This is a genomic window from Streptomyces sp. NPDC046860 (assembly GCF_040645115.1).
Taxonomy (GTDB): Bacteria; Actinomycetota; Actinomycetes; order Streptomycetales; family Streptomycetaceae; genus Streptomyces.
The window spans coordinates 289552-305200 of the sequence record NZ_JBEYXQ010000007.1 but is presented as its reverse complement, the minus strand read 5'-3'; the positions used below and the strand labels follow the sequence as shown (position 1 = coordinate 305200).

Below are 15649 nucleotides of genomic sequence, written 5' to 3'. Positions count from 1 at the left end.
TCGGCGGCTCACTGTGCGTCAGCCGTCATGCTGTCAGCCGTTGCGCTTCCAGCGGGGCTTGTCCTCGCGGCGGCCGAAGGAGGAGCCGCCGGTGCCGCGGTGGTCGTCACGGCGGCCCTGGGGACGCTCGTGGCCGCCGGAGCGGAAGCCCGGACGGTCGTCGCGGCGCTCGCGGTTGAACGGACGGTCACTGCCCCGGTGGCCACCGCGCTCGTCGCGGCGGAAGCCGCCACGGTCGTCACGGCGCTCGAAGCCACGGCCACCGCGGTCGTCACGGCGCTCGAAGCCCCGCTCGCCGCGGTCACGGTCGAAAGAACGGCCGCCACGGTCGTCACGGCGCTCGAAGGAGCGGCCACCACGGTCGTCACGACGCTCGAAGCCACGACCGCCACGGTCGTCACGACGCTCGCCACGGTCACGGTCGAAGCCACGGCCACCACGGTCGTCGCGACGCTCGAAGCCACGGCCACCACGGTCGTCACGACGCTCGCCACGGTCACGGTCGAAGCCACGGCCACCACGGTCGTCACGGCGCTCGAAGCCACGACCGCCACGGTCGTCACGACGCTCGCCACGGTCACGGTCGAAGCCACGGCCGCCACGGCCACCACGGTCGTCGCGCTCGGTCTCGCGCGCCGCCGGACGCGCCGCCTCGGCGGTCGCCTCGGCAACGGCCTGCTCGGCGGAGGCCTGGGCCTCGGCCACGGCGGCCTCGGGGTCCTCGCCGCGGTCGCGGGCGACCCGGGCCACGAGGCGGTCGGCCTCGTCGCGCAGCTCGGAGGCGCGGCGCTGGGCACGCTCCAGCTCCTTGGTGAGCTGGGCGACCTCGCGCTCGGCCTGCTGCGCGGCGTTGCCCGCGGACTCGGCCTGGACCTCGGTCATCGAGCGGGCGCCGGTGATCTCGGCGACCTCGGCGTCGAAGGCGTCGCCGCCCTGGATGATGTGACGCCCGGCGTCGACACCGGCGTCCTCCATCAGGCGGAAGATCTGGCGGCGCTGGTGCGGCAGCGACAGGGAGACGACCGTGCCGGTGCGGCCCGCGCGGGCGGTACGGCCGGCGCGGTGCAGGTAGTCCTTGTGGTCGCCGGCCGGGTCCACGTTCAGGACCAGGTCGATGCCGTCGACGTGGATGCCGCGCGCGGCGACGTCGGTGGCGACCAGGACGTTGACGTAACCGTCCTTGAAGTCGGCCAGGGTGCGGGTACGGGCGCCCTGGGTCATGCCGCCGTGCAGGGCGTCGGCCTTCACACCGGACTCGCGGAGCTGCTCGGCGACGCGGTCGGCGCCGAGCTGGGTGCGCACGAAGATGATCGTGCGGCCCTTGCGGGAGGCGATCGCGGCGGTGACCGGCGCCTTGTCCTTGGGCTTCACGATGAGGATGTGGTGCGACATCGTCGTGACGTTGCCCTGGGCGCTGTCGACCTCGTGCGTGACCGGGTCGTTCAGGTAGCGCTTGACCAGCGTGGAGATCTCGTTCTCCATGGTGGCGGAGAACAGCATGCGCTGGCCGCCGGCCGGGACCTGGTCGAGCAGCTCGGTGACCTCGGGCAGGAAGCCCAGGTCGGACATCTGGTCGGCCTCGTCGAGGACGGCGATCTCGACGTCCTCCAGCGAGCAGGCGCCGCGGTTGATGATGTCGCGCAGACGGCCCGGGGTGGCGACGAGGACGTCGACGCCGCGCTCCAGGGCGTAGATCTGGTTGCCCATCGAGGTGCCGCCGCAGACGACCTTCATCTTCAGGCCGAGGACGTCGCCGTAGGGCTGGAGGGCGTCGGCGACCTGCATCGCCAGCTCGCGGGTCGGCGTCAGGATGACGGCGCGCGGACGCTTCTTCTCGGTGCGGCCGCCGGCCAGCGTGGCCAGGGTGGGCAGACCGAAGGAGAGGGTCTTGCCGGAGCCGGTGCGGCCGCGGCCGAGGATGTCCTTGCGGGCCAGGGCGTCCGGGATGGTCGCGGCCTGGATCGGGAAGGGGGTGGTGACACCGTTCTGGGCCAGCTTGCGCACGATGCCCTCGGGGAGACCGAGGTCAGCGAAGGTGATCTCGGGGGTGGTGTCGGTGGTGTCGTCGGCCTCGACGACAGCGGTGACCTCGTTCGCCTCGTCCACGAGGACGGTCATGTCCTCGGGGTTCTCGGGCGCGACGAACTGGTCAGGACTGGAAACGGACATGCGAATGCGAAACCTTCCGGAGTCTCTCGGCACGCGCCCGTCAACTCCGTGATTCGCACAACACAACCGCCTCAATGCGGTCCGTCACGGCAAAGGAGAGTACGCGCCACACGGCGCGCTCTGCGATGGCGCCGGGCAAATGGGATCAAACGATCTACCACCATACGCACCCCCCACCCCCCAAGGCAAACCCGCTCGTCAGCCCCGGTGCGCTGCCTCTCGGGACTCACACCGCCACCCCGACCTGAGGCACCGGCACACGCGTGGCGAGCTGCGGACCGGGCTCCTCGTGGGCCGACGACGACGGCTCGGCCGACGGCGGCTCGCTGACCGGCGGGGGCGGGGTGGAGGCGGGCGGCTCGGGCGGCGCGGAGGACACCGGAGGCGGCGTCGGCTCCCCGGTCGGCGGCGGTTCGCCGGGGCGCACGGTCCGCCCCGGCTTCGACGGCGCCGCCGAACCCTCGCGCGTCGCGCGGTCGTCCGCCGAGGCGGAGGCCGGTTCCCCGTGCCGCTTCTTCTTCCCGCCGTGCCCGTGCTTGCCGTCCCCCTCCTCCTCGCCGCCCGCCTCGGCCACGCCGCCGCCGGACACCGGCCCGCCCCCGGGCGCCCCGCCCTCGCGCCGGTCCGCGGAGTGCGGGGTGCGTGCGGGACCCGCGTCGTCGCCGACGTGCACACAGCCGGAGACGGCGGCCGCGGCCAGCACCGCGACGGCCAGACGGACGGGTACGTACAAGCGGCGCACGACGGCCACCTCCGGCAGCGGGGAACGTAACGCACTGCCCAACTCCCGCCGCCCGCAAGAGGACACGCCGCTGTTCAAGTACGCCGAAGCACACCGGACCGCGCGTACACCCCCCACGCCGGGCCCGGGTCCCCGACAATGACCGTGTGCTGCAGATGACACGCGACAGGTTCGAAGAGCTGGTGAGCGAGGCCCTGGACCGGATCCCGCCGGAGCTGACGCGGGTCATGGACAACGTGGCCGTCTTCGTGGAGGACGAGCCCTCCGCCGACGACCCCGAACTGCTGGGCCTGTACGAGGGCACCCCGCTCACCGAGCGCGGCGAGTGGTACGCCGGGGTCCTCCCCGACCGCATCAGCATCTACATGGGCCCCACCCTGCGCTACTGCGAGAGCGCCGAGGACGTCGTCCACGAGGTGGCCGTCACGGTCGTCCACGAGGTGGCCCACCACTTCGGCATCGAGGACGACCGACTGCACGAACTGGGCTGGGGCTGAGCCGGCGCCCCGCATGTTCCGGCGATCGCACGGGCATACGGCCCCAATGCCAGAAGTCCCCGCCGCTCCCGTCCCGGACCCGCCCCGCGACCGGAAGCGGTGGTGGCCGCCGCGCGGGACGTGGGGCGGGCGCGCGCTGAGGGCGGCCGGGCTGACGGGGGTCGTGCTGGTCGGGGCGTGGCTGGGTCTGCTGATCGTCGGCGACGTCCGGACACCGGTCGGGCCGATGGACACCACGATGGCCCTGCGGCCCTCCCTCAGCGGCGGCACCAAGGTCGACGTCTCCCCGCTCGGCGCGCTGACGCTGGACAGCCATGTCGCGCCCGTCCGGCTGGACGTCGACGTGGACCGGCTCGACCCGGCGCGCGCCCAGGCGCTGGTCGACCACCCCGAGCGGCTGTCCGGGCTCCAGGACGAGATCGCCCGGGACGTCGAGCGCGGCACGCTCGACCTCGCGATGCGCTCCTGCGTCGCCGTCGTCACCGGCGCGACCGCGCTCGGCCTCGTCGTCTACCGCCGCCCGCGCCGCGCCCTGGCGGCCGGCGGCCTCGCGCTCGCGCTGCTCGCGGCCTCCGGGGTGTCGGCCTACGTCACCTGGAACCCGAAGTCGGTGCTGGAGCCGAGGTTCTCCGGGCTGCTCTCCTCGGCACCGTCCGTCGTGGGCAACGCCCGCAGCATCGTCACGGACTTCGACGTCTACCAGCAGGAGCTGGCCCGCCTGGTCACCAACGTGACCAAGCTGTACGACGTGGCCTCCACGCTCCCCGCCTACCAGCCCGACCCGTCCACGATCCGGGTCCTGCACGTGTCGGACATCCACCTCAACCCGGCCGCCTGGAAGATCATCGGCTCGCTCGTGGAGCAGTACAAGGTCGATGTCATCGTCGACTCCGGCGACACCATGGACCACGGGACGTCCGCCGAGAACGGCTTCCTCGATCCGGTGGGGGACCTGGGCGTGCCCTACGTGTGGGTCCGGGGCAACCACGACTCGCGTGCCACCCAGCGCTACCTGGAGGGCATCAGGAACGCGCACGTGCTGGACGAGGGACGGGCCGAGACGATCGCCGGGGTGCGCTTCGCGGGCATCGGCGACCCCCAGTTCACCCCCGACCGTTCCCAGGCGACCGGCGGCGACGCGGCGGAGCGGCTCGCCGGCGCCCGGCTCGCCTCGGCGCTGCGGGACCAGAAGGCGAAGGGCACCCCGGTGGACATCGCGGTGGCGCACGAGCCGGTGGCCGCCACCGGGACCGACGGCACGGTGCCGCTCGCGCTGTGCGGGCATCTGCACACCCAGGGGACCAAGCTCCTTCCGCTGGGCACCCGGCTGCGCCGCGAGGGCTCGACCGGCGGCAGCGGACTGCGCGCGGTGGAGGGCCGGTACCCGGCGCCGATCGAGGCGTCGGTGCTGTACCTGGACCGGGACACCCGGCATCTGCAGGCGTGGGACGAGATCCGGCTGGGCGGCCTCGGCCGGACCACCGCGGAGGTCAGCCGGCATCTGGTGGAGCGCTGAGACCCGCGCGCCCGGGGGGCGCCCCGGCGGCGAAGGGTTTTGCCCATACCGCTCACGATCCCCTATGCTTCACTCGTCCCCGACGCGCTGCGAAGCGCCCAGGCGGGCCGATAGCCCTCATCGTCTAGCGGCCTAGGACGCCGCCCTTTCAAGGCGGTAGCACGGGTTCGAATCCCGTTGGGGGCACCACAACAGACTTGTCACGAAGGCCCGCCCTGGATCAGGGCGGGCCTTCGTGTTTTCCCGCGTTCTCCCGCCGAAAGCGCGGTACGGAGCACCGTCCCTGCTCTGATACGCTTCTCGAGCGACGTCAGCCCAACAGATGCGCACCTCAGCACCGGTGAGAATCACGTTGGGACGACCCGCAACCTTGTGCGACACTGTCGTACAGCGCCTGGTCCTGTGGAGCAGTTTGGAGTGCTCGCCACCCTGTCAAGGTGGAGGCCGCGGGTTCAAATCCCGTCAGGACCGCTGAGGTTTCACGCGAAACCTCGTGGCTGGGTAGCTCAGTTGGTACGAGCGATCGCCTGAAAAGCGATAGGTCGCCGGTTCGACCCCGGCCCCAGCCACAAAAGCCCGATCCGGGCCGAACCCCCTCCAGTCTCTGGAGGGGGTTCTCGCGTTGGGTGGTCCGGGGAGCGCGGTTGCAGGCGATCCGCGTGGCACTAGAGTGAAAAGCATCCATTTCGTGGGGAAATCACCCAAGGGGGCGTTTCATGCCCGCCACGAACAGAAAGCGGACGGCTGCCCTGTGTTCGGTCTTCATGGCCGCCGGCATCGTCGTCGCTCCGATCGGATTCCAGCAGGCCGCCTCGGCGGCTCCCGCCACGGCTCACGTCAGCAAGACGACCACGGCACCCGCCTCCCCGAGGGACTACCAGAAGGGGTTCAAGGACGGGTTCAGGTCCGGTTACCGCGACGGCCGTCACTGCCATCACCGCGACAACGACCGTGACCACCACTCCGGGAAGACCGCTTCGCTGAAGGACCCGAAGCGCGACTACCAGCAGGGATTCAAGAACGGCTACAAGTCGGGCTTCCGGCTCGGCCGGAACTCCTGCTGACGCCCGGAGTCCCGCGCGTCAATTCGTTCGCGCACCGTTTCCCCGAGGTGAGATCCTGGATCGCGTATGTCTACGCATCCCGCCCCCGCTTTGGGGTCTCTCGCCTCCCGTCTGACCGAGCTGTCGCTGCGTGACGCGCACCGGCTCGGGCGCAGGCTCGAAGGCGCACGCAAGATCCGCAAGCCGGAGGCGCGTGCCGCCGTGCTGTCCGAGCTGGAGGGCGAGGTCGACAAGGCCGCCGTCCGCATGACCGAGCGCCGGTCGAGGGTGCCTTCGGTCACCTACCCCGAGCAGCTTCCGGTCAGCCAGAAGAAGGACGAGATCGCGGCCGCCATCCGCGATCATCAGGTCGTCATCGTGGCCGGTGAGACAGGCTCCGGCAAGACCACCCAGATCCCCAAGATCTGTGTGGAGCTGGGCCGGGGCCTGCGCGGGATGATCGGGCACACCCAGCCCCGCCGGATCGCCGCCCGGACCGTCGCGGAGCGCGTCGCCGACGAGCTGAAGACCCCGCTCGGCGAGACCGTCGGCTGGAAGGTCCGCTTCACCGACCAGGTGAACCCGGACGCCACCTTCATCAAGCTGATGACCGACGGCATCCTGCTCGCGGAGATCCAGAACGACCGCGAGCTGCGTGCCTACGACACGATCATCATCGACGAGGCCCACGAGCGGTCCCTCAACATCGACTTCCTGCTCGGCTACCTCGCCCAGCTGCTGCCGAAGCGGCCGGACCTGAAGGTCGTCATCACCTCGGCGACCATCGACCCGGAGCGCTTCTCCCGGCACTTCGGCGACGCCCCGATCATCGAGGTCAGCGGGCGCACCTACCCGGTGGAGGTGCGCTACCGGCCGCTGCTGGAGGAGGAGTCCTCCGACGCCGACCGGGACCAGATCACCGCGATCACCGACGCCGTCGACGAACTGATGGCCGAGGGCCCCGGCGACATTCTCGTCTTCCTCTCCGGCGAGCGGGAGATCAGGGACACCGCGGACGCGCTGGAGAAGCGGAAGTACCGCTCGACCGAGGTGCTGCCGCTGTACGCGCGCCTCTCCCACGCCGAGCAGCACCGGGTCTTCCAGCAGCACACCGGGCGCCGGATCGTGCTGGCGACCAACGTCGCCGAGACCTCGCTGACCGTGCCCGGCATCAAGTACGTCATCGACCCCGGCTTCGCCCGGATCAGCCGCTACAGCCACCGCACCAAGGTCCAGCGGCTGCCCATCGAGCCGGTCTCGCAGGCCAGCGCCAACCAGCGCAAGGGCCGCTGCGGCCGTACCTCCGACGGCATCTGCGTCCGGCTGTACAGCGAGGACGACTTCCTGGCCCGGCCGGAGTTCACCGACGCCGAGATCCTGCGCACCAACCTCGCCTCCGTCATCCTCCAGATGACCGCGGCCGGCCTGGGCGACATCGAGAAGTTCCCCTTCATCGACCCGCCGGACCACCGCAACATCCGCGACGGCGTCCAGCTCCTCCAGGAGCTGCACGCGTTCGACCCCGCGCAGAAGGACCCCAGGAAGCGGATCACCGACACCGGCCGCAAGCTCGCCCAGCTCCCGGTCGACCCGCGCCTGGCGCGGATGGTGCTGGAGGCCGCGAAGAACGGCTGCGTCCGCGAGGTCATGGTCATCGCCGCCGCCCTGTCCATCCAGGACCCGCGCGAGCGCCCCGCCGACAAGCAGGCGCAGGCCGACCAGCAGCACGCCCGGTTCAAGGACGAGACCAGCGACTTCCTCGCCTACCTCAATCTCTGGCGCTACCTGCGCGAGCAGCAGAAGGAGCGCGGCTCCTCCTCGTTCCGCCGGATGTGCAAGCAGGAGTACCTGAACTTCCTGCGGGTGCGCGAGTGGCAGGACATCTACCTCCAGCTGCGCACGGTCGCCAAGCAGATGGACATCCACCTCAACGAGGAGGACGCCCCCGGCGACCGTGTCCATGTCTCCCTCCTCGCCGGCCTGCTCTCCCACGTCGGCATGAAGGACGTGAAGGACGGCAGCAAGAACGAGTACCTGGGCGCCCGCAACGCCAAGTTCGCGGTGTTCCCCGGCTCCTCGCTGTTCCGGAAGCAGCCGAAGTTCCTGATGTCCGCCGAGCTGGTGGAGACCTCCCGGCTCTGGGCCCGCGTCAACGCCAGGATCGAGCCCGAGTGGGTCGAACCGCTCGCGGGGCATTTGCTGAAGCGCACATACAGCGAGCCGCACTGGGAGAAGGACCAGGCGGCCGTGATGGCGTACGAGAAGGTGACGCTGTACGGCGTCCCGATCGTCGCCCAGCGCAAGGTGAACTACGGGCGCATCGACCCCGAGGTCTCCCGCGAGCTGTTCATCCGCAACGCCCTGGTCGAGGGCGACTGGCGCACCCACCACAAGTTCTTCGCCGACAACCGCAGACTCCTCAGCGAGGTCGAGGAGCTGGAGCACCGGGCGCGGCGCCGGGACATCGTCGTGGACGACGAGACGCTGTTCGACTTCTACGACCAGCGCGTGCCCGAACACGTCGTCTCCGGCGCCCACTTCGACTCCTGGTGGAAGCACAAGCGGCACGAGCAGCCCGACCACCTCGACTTCGAGCGGGAGATGCTCGTCCGGGAGTCCGCCCAGGCGGTCTCCAAGGCCGACTACCCCGACACCTGGCGCCAGGGCGAGCTGAAGTTCCGGGTGACCTACCAGTTCGAGCCCGGCTCGGACGCCGACGGCGTGACCGTGCACATCCCGCTGCAGGTGCTCAACCAGGTGACCGACGAGGGCTTCGACTGGCAGATCCCCGGCCTGCGCCAGGACGTCGTCACCGAGCTGATCCGCTCCCTGCCCAAGCCGGTCCGCCGCAACTACGTCCCGGCGCCGAACTACGCCGGGAAGTTCCTGGAGCGGGCCGTCCCCCTGCAGGAGCCGCTGACGACCACCATGGCGCGCGAGCTGAAGCGCATGGTGGGCGTGCCCTTCGACGCCGCGGACTTCGACTGGTCCAAGGTCCCGGACCATCTGAAGGTCACCTTCCGGATCGTGGACGAGCGGCGCCGCAAGCTGGCCGAGGACAAGGACCTGGAGGCACTCAAGCTCCAGCTGCGCCCGAAGGCCCGCAAGGCCATCTCGCAGGCCGCCGCGGCCACCGCCTCCCGTGAGGGCGGGCCCTCGCTGGAGCGCTCGGGCCTGACCGACTGGACGATCGGCACCCTCAGCCGGGTCTTCGAGACCCGGCGGGCCGGGCAGCCGGTGAAGGCGTACCCGGCGCTGGTGGACGACGGCGACACCGTCTCGGTGCGCCTCTTCGACACCGAGGAGGAGCAGGCCGAGGCGATGTGGAAGGGCGTACGCCGGCTGATTCTGCGCAACATCCCGGTGAACCCGGCGAAGTTCGCCTCCGACAAGCTCACCAACGCCCAGAAGCTCGCCCTCTCCGCCAACCCGCACGGTTCGGTGCAGGCGCTGTTCGACGACTGCGCGATGGCGGCGGCCGACAAGCTGATCGCGGACTTCGGCGGCCCGGTGTGGGACGAGACGTCGTACCGGAAGCTCTACGACAAGGTGCGGGCCGAGATCGTGGACACCACCGTGCGCGCGGTGGGCCAGGTGCAGCAGGTGCTGGCCGCCTGGCAGGCGTGCGAGCGGCGGCTGAAGTCGACCGGCAGCCCGACCCTGCTGGCCAACCTGGCGGACGTACGGCAGCAGTTGGACGCGCTGGTGAAGCCCGGCTTCGTGACCTCGGCGGGCCTCGCGCGGCTGCCGCATCTGATGCGCTATCTGGTGGCGGCGGACCGGCGCCTGCAGCAGATGCCGACGAACGTCCAGCGGGACACCACCCGCATGCAGAAGGTGCACGAGATGCGGGACGAGTACGCCTGGCTGCTGGAGCAGCTCCCGCAGGGGCGCCCGGTGCCCCGCGCGGTGCTGGACATCCGCTGGATGATCGAGGAGCTGCGGGTCAGCTATTTCGCCCACGCCCTGGGCACCGCGTACCCGGTCTCCGACAAGCGGATCGTGAAGGCCATCGACGCGGCCGTACCGTAGCGGACCGGCTGCGCTGGGTGAGTTCGACCTGCACCCCCGGACTCCTGTACAGTCCTTCTCGCAGCGCAACGCGGAAGCGGAGCGCGGCACCAGATGGTCCTGTGGAGCAGTTTGGAGTGCTCGCCACCCTGTCAAGGTGGAGGCCGCGGGTTCAAATCCCGTCAGGACCGCAGTGAAGGAAGGGCCCCCGGAATCCGGGGGCCCTTCCTTCGTTCCCGGGCCGCCCGCCGGCGCCCTTGACGGGGTCACGCCCCGCCGGTACCCAGAAGACAGGCCCCGCTCCCCCTGTGCGGCCTGCGGAGGTGGCGTATGGCGGCATCGGTCCGGCACGAGACACGGGCGCTCCTGAGGGCGCACCTGGCGGCCGCTTCGTCCTACCGCCACCGCACCCGCCACTGCGCCGTCTGCCACCGCCTGCTGCTCCTGGCCATGGACGCCGGCCCAACACCCGTTCGTACGGCGGACGATGGGACGAGCGAGCGCCAATAGCCCACCCGTGGGCGGGACGACAAGCACTCGGTCGTGTGACGGGAGTCACGGCATGAGTTTTTGAAACCCGGGTTCTTACCCCTGACCTACAACAGGTCAATTTAATATGTGCAATTGCACTCGCCCCCAAGCCGCTCCACGGGGCTCGTCAGCGGCGCGCGGGACCGGTGGGCGAGGCGGCGCGCGGGGCTTGCCGCGACCCTCCCCAGACTCCGACAAGGCCGCCCACAGAGGGGCTCCCGGACGCGCGCGAGCGCACAAAAAAGATCGCGCTGGACCCGGCGGAGTCCAGCGCGATCGATGACGCACCCGGTGCCACGTGATTCGGACCGCGTCCGGCGTGGGCATGGGGCCTGTTGGGGCAGGCCCGGCGTCGTGTGGAGCTAGGGTTCGGGCGTTCCGGCCGGTTGGGGGGCCGGTCGTTCTGCCCGGTTATGCGGTTGTTCAGGCCTCGCTGCGCTGCTGCGGGATGCCCGCCAGCAGTGCGCGGACCTCCGCCTCGCGGTAGCGGCGATGCCCGCCGAGCGTGCGGATCGACGTGAGCTTGCCGGCCTTCGCCCACCGCGTGACCGTCTTGGGGTCGACACGGAACATGGTGGCGACCTCAGCCGGGGTCAGCAGCGGCTCGGCATCAGGGGTGCGAGCGGTCATGAGCGGCCTCCTCGGGAGAACCGAACCTTCTCGGTTCTTTCCTCTAAATTCTGCACCTTGACCCGCGTTGCCCGAAATGGCGGACGCGAGTCGAGTCGGTTATAGGACGAACGGCTTGTCCTCGGCACTACAACTACACCATCTGTCCAGCCGCGTCGGCCAAACCGATGGAATTGCCCTCCCAGGTGTTCATCCACGACGGAAGCCGATGGACCATGCCATAGCGGACAGTCACGCCGACGTGACGATCAGTCACATGGCGATCGGGAGTCGCAAGTCCTCCCAAGACGTGCAATGCGGAGAATCCGCCCATAGTTGAGCACAGATGGGCAGACGGAGTCCTCCCCGGACTCCTTGTCCTATTTTGGCATGAGGAGCGGCAAGAGACGCAAGGGCCGCGTACGTGCCTTCCATCACCCAATGAGGCAAAGGCCCGGTTCGAGGCCAACGCCCCGCCAAACGGTCCAAGTTCCGTAGACCGTACGCTGTTCGAAGTCATTTCGACCGTGACGTGCGTCACTTCGGCCGGGCTCAGTTCGCCGAGCGCAGGTCCCGTACGGACCGCCAGCGGGCCGCCAGCCGCGCGTAGGCCCTGCTCGCGGCGCTCTCGTCACCCCGGCGCAGCGCGTCGACGCCCTCGGCCACGTCCGCCGCCGAGCGGTCCTCCTCCAGCGTCCCGGCCGGCACCGCGTGCACCAGGCCGCCGTAGTCCAGCTCGACCACCGAACGCGGGTGGAACTCCTCCAGCCAGCGGCCGAGGTCCATCAGGCCGTCGATCATCGGGCTCTCCCCTACGGCGTCCCTCAGGGTGCGCAGCGACCGCGCCACCCGGCGCCTGGCCTGCACCATCGGCGTCCGGTAGCGCAGCATCGGCGGGATCTCCCCGCTGCGCGGCTCGAACCGGCGCTCCTCGTCGGCGACCAGCACGAACCAGGCCAGCGGGACCTGCCAGGTGGCGCCGCGGATCCAGGGTCGGGCCTCGGGATTGCCCGCGAGCCAGCGCTCGTAGTCCTGCGCGGCCTGGTCGCGCACCAGGGGCGGCAGCGCCGCGTCCAGCACCGGCGGGGGCAGGTCCTCGCCCAGTCCGGCCAGCGCCTGCCAGCCGCGCAGCCGGGTCCGCCAGGGGCAGACGCAGACCACGCCGTCCCGCTCCAGCACGAACGCGTCGGCGCTCTCGTGGACCGGCACCGGCACCGGCGGGGTGGGCAGCAGGTCGGCCAGCGAACGGCGCAGCTCGTCCTGGTAGGTGGGGCGGTCCGGGCGGCGGGCGTAGCGCGTCCAGTGGTCGCGCTCGGGCTCCGGGAAGGCGGCCAGCGGCTCGTACACGCGCAGGTAGGCGGCATAGGGGACGACCACGGAGGACACCTTGGGCACGCCTGCTCCCTCCCCATCCCGATCGCCTCGAAACCACGGCAAATCGTGCCACGGCCGCTACCGGACCTCGCACCTGCGGGTGATCCTCGGCGGGTGCCGGTCACGGGCCCTGCGCAGGCTCTACTCTCAGCCGTGCGGCCCAACCGCCGCGTGGCGGCACACCGCCGCCGTCCCCGCCGCCAAAAGTGTGGGGGAACCCCAGGGGCTCCGGCCCCGCCCGCCGCTTCTTACACAGGAGTCACCACAGTGACCGAGGTAACCGGCGTCACCGCAGATGTCCTGCACACCCTGTTCCGCTCGGACCAGGGCGGCCACGAGCAGGTCGTGCTCTGCCAGGACCGCGCCACCGGCCTGAAGGCCGTCATCGCCATCCACTCCACCGCGCTGGGCCCCGCGCTCGGCGGCACGCGCTTCCACCCGTACGCGAGCGAGGCCGCGGCCGTGGCCGACGCCCTCCAGCTCGCGCGCGGCATGTCGTACAAGAACGCCATGGCCGGGCTGGACCACGGCGGCGGCAAGGCCGTGATCATCGGCGACCCGGCGCGGGACCGCACCGAGGAGCTGCTGCTCGCCTACGGGCGCATGGTCGCCTCGCTGGGCGGCCGCTACGTCACCGCGTGCGACGTGGGCACCTACGTGGCCGACATGGACGTGGTGGCCCGCGAGTGCCGCTGGACCACCGGCCGCTCGCCCGAGCAGGGGGGCGCGGGCGACTCCTCCGTGCTCACCGCGTTCGGCGTCTACCAGGGCATGCGCGCCTCGGCCCAGCATCTGTGGGGCGACCCCTCGCTGCGCGACCGCGTGATCGGCATCGCGGGCGTCGGCAAGGTCGGCCGGCACCTGGTCGGGCACCTCCTGGCCGAGGGGGCCGAGGTCGTGGTGACCGACGTCCGCCCTCAGGCCGTGGACGCGATCACCGAGGCCCACCCGGGCGTGCGCCGGGTCGCCGACACCGACACCCTCGTCCGGCTGGAGGGGCTCGACATCTACGCCCCCTGCGCGCTGGGCGGGGCGCTGGACGATCACACGGTGCCGGTCCTCACCGCCTCGGTGGTGTGCGGCGCGGCCAACAACCAGCTCGCCCACCCCGGTGTCGAGAAGGACCTCCAGGACCGGGGCATCCTCTACGCGCCGGACTACGTGGTGAACGCGGGCGGGGTGATCCAGGTCGCCGACGAGCTGCACGGCTTCGACTTCGAGCGGTGCCGGGCCAAGGCGGCGAAGATCTTCGACACCACGTTGGCGATCTTCGCACGTGCGAAGGCCGACGGGGTTCCGCCCGCCGCGGCGGCCGACCGGATCGCCGAGCAGCGGATGGCCGAGGCCCGCGCGGCACGATGACCGACACGCCGGGCACGACACCGACCCGGCGATCTTGCCCGCCCCGCGTCCGGGTGGGCGCCCGAGGCCCCCGGCGGTACCCGCCGGGGGCAACTTGGAGAGAACTGTCACTTCCGTCGGCGGGTCGTACCCCGATAAGTGGTTAAAATCGCCATTGACCAGCGAGGACAGGGCTCCTCGTGGGTCCTGTGCACACGCGCGTGCTGCGGGCGACGTACCGTATGGGCGCGGGCTCAGGTACCGTGGAAGCCCTACGGACCGGCCTCTCTGCGGGGAGTCCGTTTCGGATCATGAACGCGTGTCAGACTCTGGGGCCGTTGAGCCCCGTCACCGAGGGGGTCGAGCCATGGGGCGCGGCCGGGCCAAGGCCAAGCAGACGAAGGTCGCCCGCCAGCTGAAGTACAACAGCGGTGGGACTGATCTGTCGCGTCTGGCCAGTGAACTGGGCGCATCGACTTCGAGCCAGCCGCCGAACAGCGAGCCGTTCGAGGACGATGAGGACGACGAGGAAGACCTCTACTCCCGTTACGCCGACCTCTATGAGGACGACGACGAGGACGAGGACGACGGTCCCTCACAGCACCGTCGCGGCGCTTGACCTTGCACTGAGCACCTTGCACTGAGCAATGGAAGACCGGTCGGTGGCACTGCCACCGACCGGCTTCTGTGCTGTCCGGATCCGGGCCGGCGGCTGCCGCCGGCCGGACCCCTCAGGCCGCGTAGTCGCCGACGAGCCCGGCGGCGCTCTCCTGCTCGCCGCGCTCGGCGACCGTGCCCGCCACCCAGGACTCGACGCCCCGGTCGGCCAGCGTGGTCAGCGCCGCCTCGGCGGACTCCGCCGGGACGACGGCCATCATGCCGACGCCCATGTTCAGCGTCTTCTCCAGCTCCAGCCGCGCCACGTCGCCGCTCCGGCCGACCAGGTCGAAGATCGCACCCGGCGTCCAGGTGGAGCGGTCCACGGTGGCGTACAGCCCGTCCGGGATCACCCGGGCCAGGTTGGCCGCCAGGCCGCCGCCCGTGATGTGCGAGAAGGCGTGCACCTCGGTGGTGCGGGTCAGCGCCAGGCAGTCCAGCGAGTAGATCTTGGTGGGCTCCAGCAGCTCCTCGCCGAGCGTACGGCCCAGCTCCGCGACCTCGCTCTCCAGCGCCAGCCCGGCCCGCTCCAGCAGGACGTGGCGGACCAGGGAGTACCCGTTGGAGTGAAGCCCGGAGGACGCCATGGCGATCACCACGTCACCGGAGCGGATGCGGTCGGGGCCGAGCAGCCGGTCGGCCTCCACCACGCCGGTGCCGGCGCCGGCCACGTCGAAGTCGTCCGGGCCGAGCAGGCCCGGGTGCTCGGCGGTCTCGCCGCCCACCAGGGCGCACCCGGCGAGCACGCAGCCCTCCGCGATGCCCTTGACGATCGCGGCGACCCGCTCGGGGTGGACCTTGCCGACACAGATGTAGTCGGTCATGAACAGCGGCTCGGCGCCGCACACCACGATGTCGTCCATGACCATGGCGACCAGGTCGTGCCCGATGGTGTCGTACACGCCGAGGCGGCGGGCGATGTCGACCTTGGTGCCGACGCCGTCCGTGGCGGAGGCGAGCAGCGGGCGCTCGTAGCGCTTGAGGGCCGAGGCGTCGAACAGGCCGGCGAAGCCGCCGATGCCGCCGAGCACCTCGGGGCGCCGGGTCTTCCTCACCCACTCCTTCATCAGCTCGACCGCGCGGTCGCCCGCCTCGATGTCGACGCCCGCGCTCGCGTAGCTGGCACCCGTGGTCTCAGAGGACATGAGTTAAGAGAACT

General features: G+C 70.9%; 12 protein-coding genes and 4 tRNA genes. 11 read left to right on the top strand and 5 right to left on the bottom strand.

All coding sequences use genetic code 11. The features are described 5' to 3' along the window. Positions 1–33 precede the first annotated feature (33 nt). Together ABZ898_RS13685 and ABZ898_RS13680 are read right to left on the bottom strand one after the other, a co-directional pair. Positions 34–2169 (bottom strand): DEAD/DEAH box helicase, encoded by a 2136-nt coding sequence (locus tag ABZ898_RS13685; protein WP_361656995.1) that lies wholly within the window; start codon positions 2167–2169, stop codon positions 34–36. 226 nt (positions 2170–2395) lie between these two features. Further along, the gene (locus ABZ898_RS13680; protein ID WP_361656992.1) at positions 2396–2911 is read right to left on the bottom strand and encodes a hypothetical protein; all 516 of its coding nucleotides are present in this window, start codon (positions 2909–2911) and stop codon (positions 2396–2398) included. A gap of 146 nt (positions 2912–3057) precedes the next feature. Between ABZ898_RS13680 and ABZ898_RS13675 the strand changes: the two genes are divergently transcribed. The 9 genes from ABZ898_RS13675 to ABZ898_RS13635 all read left to right on the top strand — a co-directional run bounded on the left by ABZ898_RS13675 (position 3058) and on the right by ABZ898_RS13635 (position 10488). Next, positions 3058–3408, top strand: a complete 351-nt coding sequence (locus tag ABZ898_RS13675; RefSeq protein ID WP_361656989.1) for a metallopeptidase family protein — start codon at positions 3058–3060, stop codon at positions 3406–3408. A 46-nt stretch (positions 3409–3454) separates the two neighbouring features. Next, complete coding sequence (locus ABZ898_RS13670; RefSeq protein ID WP_361656986.1) at positions 3455–4924, top strand: metallophosphoesterase; 1470 nt, start codon at positions 3455–3457, stop codon at positions 4922–4924. 113 nt (positions 4925–5037) lie between these two features. Then, positions 5038–5113: transfer RNA gene (locus tag ABZ898_RS13665), tRNA-Glu, on the top strand. A gap of 207 nt (positions 5114–5320) precedes the next feature. Further along, positions 5321–5395, top strand: a tRNA-Asp gene (locus tag ABZ898_RS13660). 24 nt (positions 5396–5419) lie between these two features. Next, positions 5420–5493 (top strand) — tRNA-Phe (locus ABZ898_RS13655). Between the two features lie 147 nt (positions 5494–5640). Next, the gene (locus ABZ898_RS13650; protein WP_361656983.1) at positions 5641–5988 is read left to right on the top strand and encodes a hypothetical protein; all 348 of its coding nucleotides are present in this window, start codon (positions 5641–5643) and stop codon (positions 5986–5988) included. Between the two features lie 66 nt (positions 5989–6054). Next, positions 6055–9999, top strand: a complete 3945-nt coding sequence (gene hrpA, locus ABZ898_RS13645; RefSeq protein ID WP_361656981.1) for an ATP-dependent RNA helicase HrpA — start codon at positions 6055–6057, stop codon at positions 9997–9999. Between the two features lie 95 nt (positions 10000–10094). Continuing rightward, positions 10095–10169 (top strand) — tRNA-Asp (locus tag ABZ898_RS13640). A gap of 139 nt (positions 10170–10308) precedes the next feature. Further along, on the top strand, positions 10309–10488 hold the full coding sequence (locus tag ABZ898_RS13635) for a DUF6274 family protein (RefSeq protein ID WP_361656978.1): 180 nt from the start codon (positions 10309–10311) through the stop codon (positions 10486–10488). 444 nt (positions 10489–10932) lie between these two features. On the opposite strand, the gene bldC is transcribed toward ABZ898_RS13635, so the two are convergent. Both bldC and ABZ898_RS13625 read right to left on the bottom strand, forming a co-directional pair. Then, on the bottom strand, positions 10933–11139 hold the full coding sequence (gene bldC / locus ABZ898_RS13630) for a developmental transcriptional regulator BldC (protein ID WP_003949541.1): 207 nt from the start codon (positions 11137–11139) through the stop codon (positions 10933–10935). Between the two features lie 531 nt (positions 11140–11670). Further along, positions 11671–12513 carry a hypothetical protein gene (locus ABZ898_RS13625; protein ID WP_361656976.1) on the bottom strand — a complete coding sequence of 281 codons (843 nt, stop codon included), beginning with the start codon at positions 12511–12513 and terminating at the stop codon, positions 11671–11673. Positions 12514–12759: 246 nt separating this feature from the next. Between ABZ898_RS13625 and ABZ898_RS13620 the strand changes: the two genes are divergently transcribed. Both ABZ898_RS13620 and ABZ898_RS13615 read left to right on the top strand, forming a co-directional pair. Continuing rightward, positions 12760–13854 (top strand): Glu/Leu/Phe/Val dehydrogenase dimerization domain-containing protein, encoded by a 1095-nt coding sequence (locus ABZ898_RS13620; RefSeq protein ID WP_361656973.1) that lies wholly within the window; start codon positions 12760–12762, stop codon positions 13852–13854. A gap of 346 nt (positions 13855–14200) precedes the next feature. Further along, positions 14201–14452, top strand: a complete 252-nt coding sequence (locus ABZ898_RS13615) for a DUF3073 domain-containing protein (protein ID WP_361656971.1) — start codon at positions 14201–14203, stop codon at positions 14450–14452. 112 nt (positions 14453–14564) lie between these two features. Here ABZ898_RS13615 and purM read toward each other — a convergent pair whose 3' ends face one another. Next, a complete protein-coding gene (gene purM / locus ABZ898_RS13610) occupies positions 14565–15635 on the bottom strand; it encodes a phosphoribosylformylglycinamidine cyclo-ligase (RefSeq protein WP_361656968.1) in 1071 nt (356 codons plus the stop codon). Positions 15636–15649: the final 14 nt, after the last annotated feature.

Bases quoted from the DNA above. Each gene is read 5' to 3' on its own strand.
- ABZ898_RS13685 (WP_361656995.1), bottom strand. From the start codon at position 2,169: ATGTCCGTTTCCAGTCCTGACCAGTTCGTCGCGCCCGAGAACCCCGAG.
- ABZ898_RS13670 (WP_361656986.1), top strand. From the start codon at position 3,455: ATGCCAGAAGTCCCCGCCGCTCCCGTCCCGGACCCGCCCCGCGACCGG.
- ABZ898_RS13650 (WP_361656983.1), top strand. From the start codon at position 5,641: ATGCCCGCCACGAACAGAAAGCGGACGGCTGCCCTGTGTTCGGTCTTC.
- hrpA (WP_361656981.1), top strand. From the start codon at position 6,055: ATGTCTACGCATCCCGCCCCCGCTTTGGGGTCTCTCGCCTCCCGTCTG.
- ABZ898_RS13635 (WP_361656978.1), top strand. From the start codon at position 10,309: ATGGCGGCATCGGTCCGGCACGAGACACGGGCGCTCCTGAGGGCGCAC.
- bldC (WP_003949541.1), bottom strand. From the start codon at position 11,139: ATGACCGCTCGCACCCCTGATGCCGAGCCGCTGCTGACCCCGGCTGAG.
- ABZ898_RS13615 (WP_361656971.1), top strand. From the start codon at position 14,201: ATGGGGCGCGGCCGGGCCAAGGCCAAGCAGACGAAGGTCGCCCGCCAG.
- purM (WP_361656968.1), bottom strand. From the start codon at position 15,635: ATGTCCTCTGAGACCACGGGTGCCAGCTACGCGAGCGCGGGCGTCGAC.